This is a genomic window from Streptomyces sp. NPDC043746 (genome assembly GCF_056436485.1).
The window spans coordinates 29,305-38,523 of record NZ_JBWKCM010000042.1 but is presented as its reverse complement, the minus strand read 5'-3'; the positions used below and the strand labels follow the sequence as shown (position 1 = coordinate 38,523).

Sequence of the window (9,219 nt, the reverse complement as noted above, 5' to 3'; positions counted from 1 at the left end):
ACCCCAGCCGACCACTGACCGCACTGGGATGGACGTGATCAAGCAGGACTCAGGTGCTCAACCGGGCGGAACGACAACACGCAATGTCCCTGGCTGGGCACTCTGCGAGGAAGGGGAAGACGCCATAGCCGCCGCCGTCACTTCCGCCGTTCGAAGAGGCGGTGATCGGGCTGTTGCTGCCGGAGGTGGAGCGTCGGTCACGGCGCCCCGGGACGGGACCGGCATCCGGACCGGATGCAATGCCCCTCAAATGGGGGCACCGACCCTCGCCTGGGACCTGCCGCCGGAAACGGTCGCCGTGCTGGGCGAGGGCTGAGCGAGGGCCTAAGATCCCGGTTCCGAGAGGCAGTTGGCTGCCGGAACGGGGGACACCAGTGATCGGTGGGCGCTACGAGCTCAAGCAGGAGATCGGGCGCGGCGGCATGGGTGTTGTCTGGGAAGCGGAAGACACCGTGCTTCGTCGGCCCGTCGCCGTCAAGCAACTGCTGATGCCTGCGGACTCAGAGCCCGGCGACGAGCGCGTCCTGAAGGAGCGCTTTCTGCGCGAGGCCCGCTCCGCCGCCGCGCTGGATCACCCCGCCGTCATTTCCGTGTACGACGTGTCGGAGGACGTGGACGGCCCCTGGATGGTCATGCAGCTCATCCGGGGCCGCTCCCTGCACACGATGGTCCAGGAGGACGGGCCGTTGCCGGTCGCCGAGGCCGCCCGTATCGGCCTGGCCCTGCTGGACGCGCTGGACTGCGCGCACGGCGAGGGCATCGTGCACCGGGACGTGAAGCCGGGGAATGTGCTCATATCCGAGCGAGGCCAAGTCGTCCTGACCGATTTCGGGATCGCGGCGGTACGGGATGCCACCGTTGTGACCAGGACCGGTGTCGTGATCGGCACGCCGGGGTTCATCGCTCCGGAGCGAGCCATGGGGCGGCAGGCCGGTCCGCCCTCGGACCTGTGGGCGCTGGGGGCGACACTGTGTGTGGCCGTGGAGGGGCGGCTCGTCCACGAGAAGCCACTGGAGCAGGCGGGGGCGCTGGAGCCGGTCATCAGGGGTCTGCTGACGGATGACCCACTGGAGCGATGGACGTCCGCCCGGGCCCGGCACCACCTGCGAGCGGCTGCCGAGCCGCTCGAGCTGCCCACCCCCACCCGGCTGGACACCGGCACGGTGCGCCTCCAGCCCGAGAGCGAGCCGCCGCAGGGCCGACGCCGAGGCCGGATCGCACTCGCCACTGTCCTCGCGGTGGTCGTAGCGGGTGCCGTGGTCGCAGGTCTCGTCGTGGCCCTGACGGCCATGGACGGCAGGGGCGGCGAGGCGGCGGTGCCCGACCTCTGCAAAAGACTGGAAGCACACCCGCGGATGAACGAATGGATCCCCAACACCAGAGCAGTACCGGCAGAGAATCGCGTCACCTCGCACCTCGACTGCAGCTTCTTGGGCACGGAGAAAAAGGACGGCAAGGACAAATACCGACTCGAGGTCACCGTCGTCGGTCACGCGGACAGCAACGCGGCGCGGGATGCAAAGTATGAGCAGCTCAAGTACTACGGCAGTCTAAGAAAAGAGAACAAGCAAATATCCGGCACTGCTGAGGGTGTTGGCGACGACTACACCTTCACCTGGATTTTCCGTATCGGTCCCTATGTGGCGAAGGTGCGCTGCGAGGACAACGACAGCGACAGAACGAATCAAGAGCTCACTGCGGATGAGATCGCCGTTTGGGTCGCTGAGCAGCTGAGGGCTACCGGACGTACTGCCTAACAGGACCGTGAGGTCATTCTTGATCTTGGTGCTCTACCCTCGTTGCTCGTAATGGAGTTGCCCAGAAAGAATGTCGTGCGTGTGTCCTTTTCCAGGTCGTTGCTGTAGCTCGTCGCGGTGATATCGCGGGACGGCCCGTCCACCGGAAGGACAGTGGACGGGCCGTGAGCGGCGAAAGGCGTGGGGCGCCGTGCGTTCGTACCGGAGTGAGGCGGCCGATGGACGAGCCCCGGATCAGCGGGCGCCGATCACGCGGGGCAGTTCCGCCAGCGTGTCGGCGAGGCGGTCGCCGGCCAGTCCGCCGCCCTGCGCCAGCTCGGGTGAGCCGCCGCCACGACCGCCGAGGAGCTGCTTGACCAGCGATGCCGCGTTGAGGCCCGCCTCTTGGGCGGCCTTGTTCAGTGCGACGACGACCACGCCCGCTCCTGTGCCGATGCCGACGGCGCCGGGAGTGCCGGCGGGAAGGCGGTCGCGGACGGCGGTGGCCAGGGCCCGGGCTTCGTCCCCGCCGCCCCCGGCGGTGGCGGCGACGACCTGGACGCCGTTCGCGTCGATCACGTCCCCGACGAGTTGGGCGGCGCGGGCGATGGTGGCCTGCTGCTTGAGGCGGGCGTTCTCGCGGTCGGCGGCCTTGAGGCGGTCGAGGAGGCCGGTGATCTTCTCGGGAAGTTCGGCGCGGGGCGCACCGATCTGTTCGGCGATGCGGGCGACGAGGTCGCGCTCGCGGGCGAGGTAGCCGAAGCCCTCGATGCCGACGGCGGCCTCCAGGCGCCGCATGCCCGCGCCGATGGAGGTCTCCGAGGTGAGGGCGACGGTGCCGATCTGGGAGGCGTGTTCGACGTGGGTTCCGCCGCACAGTTCCCGGGACCAGGCGCCGCCGATCTCGACCACGCGGACCTTCTTCCCGTACGACTCGTCGAAGAGGGCGAGCGCGCCGATCTCCTTGGCCTCGGCCAGCGTCATCCAGCGCACGCCGACCGGCAGGTCGCGGCGCAGGGCGCGGTTGGCGGCCTCCTCCACCTCGGAGCGGACGGCCGGGGAGAGGCCGCCGCGCCAGGGGAAGTCGAGGCGGAGGTATCCGGGCCGGTTGTAGGAACCGGACTGCAGGGCGGTGGGGCCGAGGATCTCCCTCAGGGCCGCGTGCAGGACATGGGTGCCGGAGTGAGCCTGGCGGGCACCGAGGCGCCACTCGGCGTCGACGGCGGCGTGCAGGGTGTCGTCGGCGGCCAGTTCACCGGCGGTGACGCGGACCTGGTGGACGACGAGGCCGGGGAGCGGGCGCTGGACGTCGATGACCTCGGCCTCCACCGAGGCTCCGGAGAGGAGGCCGGCGTCGCTGTCCTGGCCGCCGGACTCGGCGTAGAAGGGCGTGCGGTCCAGGACGACGGAGACGATGTCTCCGGTCCGGGCGAGCGGCACCGGGCCCTCGGCTCCGATCAGGGCGAGGACGCGGGACTCGGTGGTGAGGGTCTGCCAGGCGCGCCAGTCCGTCGGGCCGTGCGTGCCGAGGACCCCGCGCAGGGCGGTGGTGTCGGTGGCGCCGCCGGACTTGCGGGCGCGGGCGTCGGCGCGGGCGCGCTCGCGCTGGGCGTTCATCAGGGCGGTGAAGCCGTCGCGGTCGACCTCGACGCCCTGTTCGGCGGCCATCTCCAGGGTGATGTCGATGGGGAAACCGTAGGTGTCGTGGAGGAGGAACGCCTGCGCGCCGGGCAGTGAACGGCCACCGTCCTCCTTGACTTCGGCGACGGCGGTGTCGAGGACGGTGGTGCCCTGCTTGAGAGTGGTGCGGAAGGCGTCCTCCTCGCCGTAGGCCTGGTCGGAGATGCGGGCGAAGGATTCGACGACCTCCGGGTAGGAGGGGGCCATGCAGTCGCGGGCGGCGGGCAGCAGCTCCGGCAGGGCGCGGTCGTGGAAGCCGAGCTGGCGCATGGCGCGGACGGAGCGGCGCAGGATGCGGCGCAGCACGTAGCCGCGGCCCTCGTTGCCGGGGGCGGTGCCGTCGGCGAGGAGCATCAGCGCCGTGCGGACGTGGTCCGCGACCACGCGAAGCCGTACGTCTGCCTGGGCGTCGGCGCCGTACCGTACGCCGGCGAGTTGCGCGGCGCGGTCGAGGACCGGGCGGGTCTCGTCGATCTCGTAGAGGTTGTCGACGCCCTGGAGGAGGGTGGCCATCCGCTCCAGGCCCATGCCGGTGTCGATGTTGCGGCGCGGGAGCTCGCCCAGGACGGGGTAGCCGGACTTGCCGGGGCCCTCGCCGCGCTCGTACTGCATGAATACGAGGTTCCAGAACTCCATGTACCGGTCTTCGTCGACTGCCGGGCCGCCCTCGCTGCCGAGGGCCGGGCCCCGGTCGTAGTACAGCTCCGAGCACGGGCCGCAGGGGCCGGGCACGCCCATGGACCAGAAGTTGTCCTCGTCACCACGCTCGACGATCCGCGCGTCGGGCAGACCGGCGACCGCGCGCCAGATGCCCCGGCTCTCGTCGTCGGAGTGGTGGACGGTCACCCAGATCCTCTCCGGGTCGAGCCCGTATCCGCCTTCCGTCCGCGGCTTGGTGGACAGCTCCCAGGCGAAGGCGATGGCCTCCGCCTTGAAGTAGTCCCCGAAGGAGAAGTTCCCGTTCATCTGGAAGAACGAGCCGTGCCGGGTGGTCTTCCCGACCTCCTCGATGTCCAGCGTCCGCACGCACTTCTGCACGCTCGTCGCCCTATCCCACTGCGGGGCTGCCTCACCGGTGAAGTACGGCTTGAACGGCACCATCCCCGCGTTGACGAACAGCAGCGTCGGGTCGGGGGTGGGCAGCGGCGCGCTGGGGACGACGGTGTGGCCGCGGGCGGCGAAGTAGTCCAGGAAGCGCTGGCGGATGTCGGCGGTACGCAAGGTTCTCACTGCTCCGGTCGAAGGGACTGCGGGGGGCGAGGGGCTGCTGTGCGGGCCGGATGCCGGGGGCCGAGGAAGGCGGCGTGACCGGCTCCCCCGGCCGAGGGGAAGGTGGCCCGGGTCCAGCCGGCCCGCTCGTAGAAGGCGAGGGTCTGGTGTGCCGCCATCGAGGTCAGCAGCCAGCACCGTCCGTCGGCACGGTCCTCGGTCACCGCCGTGAGGAGCCGCCCGCCCAGGCCGGCACCGCGCGCCTGCGGGGCGACGGCCAGCTCGTCCACCTCGCGGGCCCCGCACAGCCACGCGGCTGTCCGCGACTCACCGAGGGCGGCGGATACGGACGGGTAGCAGCGGCCCGCGGGGAACGGGTCGGGGGTCGTCCACGCGGTCGCCCAGCCCAGGACGGCGTCTTCGTCGAGCGCGAGGGCGGCGGTGAAACCGGACCGGTGGACGTCATCGGCCAGCCGCTCCAGGTAGGCGTCGGCCCGCTCGGGCGCTTCGTTCCAGGGCGGACCGCCGAACGCGGCCGCGTACACAGCCCTCACCCCCTGCGCGTACGCGAGCAGCCGGTCGCCGGAGACCGCCCGGACAACGGGGGTCATCGGGCGGCTCTCGCGGCCGGGGCGGGAAGCGGGGTCAGGGAGGCGTACTCCAGCGGCGCGGACGGGTCGATGGAGACGTCGAGCGGGGCGGGTTCGGCGCCCGAGCGGACGAGAAGGTCGCCGACGGCGGCGATCATGGCGCCGTTGTCGGTGCACAGCGTCATCGGCGGCACGCGCAGCTCCACGCCGACGGCGGCGCACCTCTGCTCGGTGAGGGCCCGGACGCGGGAGTTGGCCGCCACGCCGCCGACGACGATCAGCGTCTGGACGTCGTACGCCGTGCAGGCCGCGAGCGCCTTGCGGCTCAGCACGTCGGCCACGGCCTCCTGGAGCGCGGCGGCCCCGTCGGCGACGGGCAGGTCGCGCCCCTGCACCCGGTGCTTCTCGGCCCAGCGGGCGGCGGCGGTCTTGAGCCCGGAGAAGGAGAAGGCGTACGGGTCGTCACCGCCCCGCGTCAGCGGGCGCGGGAAGTCCACGGCACGCGGGTCACCGTCACGCGCGGCCCGGTCGATCGCGGGCCCGCCCGGATACGGGAGGCCGAGGATACGGGCGACCTTGTCGAAGCACTCGCCCGCCGCGTCGTCCAGGGTGTCCCCGAGATGCAGGATCGGCTCGCGCACCAGGTCCCGCACGAGCAGCAGGGACGTGTGGCCGCCGGAGACGATCAGCACCACGCACGGGCTGGGCAGCGGCCCGTGCTCCAGTGTGTCGGCGGCGACGTGCCCGGCCAGGTGGTGTACCCCGTACAACGGCACCCCGGCCGCGTACGCGAGGCCCTTCGCCCCGGCCAGGCCGACCTGGAGCGCGCCTGACAGACCGGGACCGGTGGTGACGGCGACCGCGTCGATCCGCCCCAGTCGCAGCCCCGCCCGGTCGAGCGCCTCGCGTACGACCGGATTGAACGACTGGAGGTGGGCGCGGGCCGCGATCTCGGGCACCACCCCGCCGAAGCGGGCGTGCTTGTCCATGCTCGACGCCACCACGTGCGCGAGCAGCTCCCCGTCCCGCACGATCCCCGCGCCGGTCTCGTCGCACGACGACTCGATTCCCAGGACGACCGGTCCACCCACTGCACCACTCCTTTTGCACAGATCTCGTACTTGCAATATATGTGCAATAAGAGCTGGGCGCGTCGTCCCCGGCAGTAACCCGGAACCTGGCCGACGGGCCCGGCCAAGGGGGGAAGCACCGGCCCGTCGGCTTCCTCTGCGCCGACTTCCACGCCGACGCCGACGGACAGCGCGTCGTCCACTACGTCCAGGGGGAGAGCGAGGACCGCTCCTGGGCCATGCGCGCCGACCCGACGCCCAGGTGCCCGGCCGGGCACGTGGCACGCCCCTTGCCGCCGGTTCCCGGCGCGAACGAGCAGAGGGACCACGGGTGATCGGCGCCTCCCCACGACCGGCGCTGCCCCCGCCGGCGGACCGGCGGGGACAGCGCTCGGGGCCGACGGTGAAGGCCCCTGGTCGGTGCGGGAATCAGATGATGCTCACACCGTAGGCGCTGAGTGCCTCGGTGACGGGCTGGTAGAACGTGGTGCCGCCGGAGGAGCAGTTGCCGCTGCCCCCGGAGGTGAGGCCGAGAGCGGTACTCCCGGAGAAGAGCGCGCCGCCGCTGTCGCCGGGCTCGGCGCAGACGTTGGTCTGGATCAGACCGGTGACGATGCCGTCGGCGCCGTAGTTGACGGTGGCGTTGAGGCCGGTGACCGAACCGCCGTGCAGGCCGGTGGTGGAGCCGCTGCGCTGGACGGACTGGCCGACCGAGGGGTCCGCGGCGCCGTCGATCTCCTGGTAGCCGCCGTGGTAGAGGTAGACACGGCCGTCGGCCGCGCCGGGGTCGGAGTGCCGGATGATGCCGTAGTCGTTGCCGGGGAAGCTGGATCCTGTCGTGGTCCCGATGGACCACGAGCTGCCGATGTCGGTGCAGTGGCCCGCGGTCAGGGCGAACTTGGTGCCCGCGCCGTCCTGCACGTTGAAGCCGAGGGAGCACCGGGCACCGCCGGTGGTGATGGCCTCGCCGCCCGCGATGAGCTTGGTGAACGTGCCGGGCGTGTGCTTGACCTCGAGAGCGCCGGCGTTCGCACCGGCCCCGCTCCTGATCTTCTCGATCTCGGCCTCGGTGACCGTGCTGTCGACGGTGACGACGACCTTGCCCGACTCGGCATCGACATACCAAGCGGTGCCGCCGATGTCCGCTGCGCGGACGGAGTCGGCCGTCCGGTCGAGCTGGGTGGCGCTGAACGTCTTCGGGGCCGGCTGGGCGGACGCCGTGGCCGCGGGTACGGCGAGCGCCGTGGCGGCGGCGAGGGCGGTCGCCCCGGCGATGAGCCGTGCTCGTCTCGACATGCTGTGGGGGTGGGAGAGTCGCACTGCAAGTCCTCCGGATCGTGGGGGGAACTCGGGCGCTGGGTGGACGCCCATGACACCTCATCAGGAGTCACGCGATCAGGTCGACGTGCTCCTGACAACGTTGTTTCATGCTGGACAGGCCCGCACACCCACGCAAGACCCCCCCCGGACGGGACTGGCCGAAAGGCGGCCGCTCGGCGGGGCGCCGAATCCGCCGAATCGGCGGATGGGCGATCGCGCGAGAAGAGGGATGGCCTGAATCGGGCTGGTTCTTCGACGAGTTGACGCCCCTACCGAGCCCAGGGTGAGGGGCGACGACCACCGGAAGGGAGCCGGTCCCTGCTGACCCCGTGCGCCGCCCGCACACCCCCGCCACCGGCTCGGCGGCAGCCGCGACGACCGGCGCCGGGACGGGCGGGGCAACCGGTCGCGGGACGGGCCGGAGAGAGGCCGCAGGGCGGGACGCGGGCGGCCCGGGAGGCGGGACGCCGGAACTACCGCCCGGTACTCGCGGATGTTATGGGCCGCCGACATTGGCGGATCGGCGCGGCCCCTCACATACTCCTGTGGACGGCAGGTTGACGGGCCACGAACAACCCGGAACCACCCTCGGGCCCGCTGCCTCCGCACCTCCCACACCTCCCACACGAAGGACCCCCCATGCCTCTCCCCAGGCCCCTGCTCGCCGCCGGCCTAGCCCTCGGCATGGCGGTCGCCGCCCCGGCCTTCACCGGCACCGCGACCGCCGCCCCGAACCCCATCGTCGGCGGCGGACAGGCCACCACCACCTACTCCTTCATGGGCTCCCTCCAGGTCAACGGCGGCCACTACTGCGGCGCCTCGCTCATCTCCCCGGGCTGGATGGTGACGGCGCTGCACTGCACATACGGCAACGGCGCACTCCCGCCCTCCGCCCTCCGCGTCCGGATCGGCTCCAACGACCACCTCAGCGGCGGCACCCTGGCAGGCGTCTCGCAGATCGTGCGGCCCTCCAACAGCCAGAGCATGGCCGGCCAGGACATAGCCCTGCTCCGCCTCAGCAGCCAGGTCGCCAACACCCCCGTACCCATCACCGCCACCACCCCGCCCGACAACACCGCCACCCGGCTGCTCGGTTGGGGCCAGACCTGCCCGCAGCGCGGCTGCTCCACCGGCGCGCCCCGCTACCTCAAGCAGCTCGACACCAAGGTGCTGCCCGACAGTTCCTGCCTCGGCATGGTGAACAGCCGTGAGCTGTGCATCGCGGGCACCACCTCCAACACCGCCTGCTACGGCGACTCCGGCGGGCCCGCCCTGGTCAACCGGAACGGCCGCCTCGAACTGGCCGGCGCCACCAGCCGCAGCGGCTCCAACAGCAGCACCTGCGGAGTCGGCGGCGCGGTCTACACGGACCTGGCCGCCTGGCGGTCCTGGATCCAGCAGTACACCGGGGCGCTCTGAGCCCGGGCCCGGCCGGGCGGTTTGCGATGACTCCGGCCCCGGGGTCCGGCCGGGCGGCTTCCGGGGCGCTTCGAGCCGGGCCCCACCGGGGGGGGGGGGGGGGGGGGGGGGGGGGGGGGTGGGGGGGGGGGGGGGGGGGGGGGCGGGGGGGGGGTGGGGGGGGGGGGGGGAGGGGGGGGAGGGGGGGGAGGAGGG

General features: G+C 72.1%; 6 protein-coding genes. 2 read left to right on the top strand and 4 right to left on the bottom strand.

Annotation, left to right across the window (positions count from 1 at the left end):
* The first annotated feature begins 374 nt into the window (after positions 1 to 374).
* Positions 375 to 1,757 carry a serine/threonine-protein kinase gene (locus AC0682_RS29545; RefSeq protein ID WP_478536240.1) on the top strand — a complete coding sequence of 461 codons (1,383 nt, stop codon included), beginning with the start codon at positions 375 to 377 and terminating at the stop codon, positions 1,755 to 1,757.
* A 234-nt stretch (positions 1,758 to 1,991) separates the two neighbouring features.
* Here the strand turns inward: AC0682_RS29545 and alaS are convergent, their stop codons facing one another.
* The 4 genes from alaS to AC0682_RS29525 form a co-directional block, all read right to left on the bottom strand.
* The gene (gene alaS / locus AC0682_RS29540) at positions 1,992 to 4,637 is read right to left on the bottom strand and encodes an alanine--tRNA ligase (RefSeq protein WP_478536238.1); all 2,646 of its coding nucleotides are present in this window, start codon (positions 4,635 to 4,637) and stop codon (positions 1,992 to 1,994) included.
* A gap of 5 nt (positions 4,638 to 4,642) precedes the next feature.
* Complete coding sequence (locus tag AC0682_RS29535; protein ID WP_478536236.1) at positions 4,643 to 5,236, bottom strand: GNAT family N-acetyltransferase; 594 nt, start codon at positions 5,234 to 5,236, stop codon at positions 4,643 to 4,645.
* Entirely contained in the window at positions 5,233 to 6,306 is a 1,074-nt protein-coding gene (gene tsaD, locus AC0682_RS29530; RefSeq protein WP_478536234.1) for a tRNA (adenosine(37)-N6)-threonylcarbamoyltransferase complex transferase subunit TsaD, read from the bottom strand. The genes AC0682_RS29535 and tsaD overlap by 4 nt, the downstream gene beginning before the upstream one ends.
* Before the next feature lie 408 nt (positions 6,307 to 6,714).
* The gene (locus AC0682_RS29525; RefSeq protein WP_478536233.1) at positions 6,715 to 7,605 is read right to left on the bottom strand and encodes a S1 family peptidase; all 891 of its coding nucleotides are present in this window, start codon (positions 7,603 to 7,605) and stop codon (positions 6,715 to 6,717) included.
* A gap of 639 nt (positions 7,606 to 8,244) precedes the next feature.
* Here AC0682_RS29525 and AC0682_RS29520 point away from each other — a divergent pair.
* Positions 8,245 to 9,024 carry a S1 family peptidase gene (locus AC0682_RS29520; RefSeq protein WP_478536231.1) on the top strand — a complete coding sequence of 260 codons (780 nt, stop codon included), beginning with the start codon at positions 8,245 to 8,247 and terminating at the stop codon, positions 9,022 to 9,024.
* The last annotated feature ends 195 nt before the right edge of the window (positions 9,025 to 9,219 follow it).

Excerpts from the sequence above, each read along its gene's own strand:
- AC0682_RS29535 (WP_478536236.1), bottom strand. The coding sequence starts at position 5,236 with ATGACCCCCGTTGTCCGGGCGGTCTCCGGCGACCGGCTGCTCGCGTAC.
- AC0682_RS29520 (WP_478536231.1), top strand. The coding sequence starts at position 8,245 with ATGCCTCTCCCCAGGCCCCTGCTCGCCGCCGGCCTAGCCCTCGGCATG.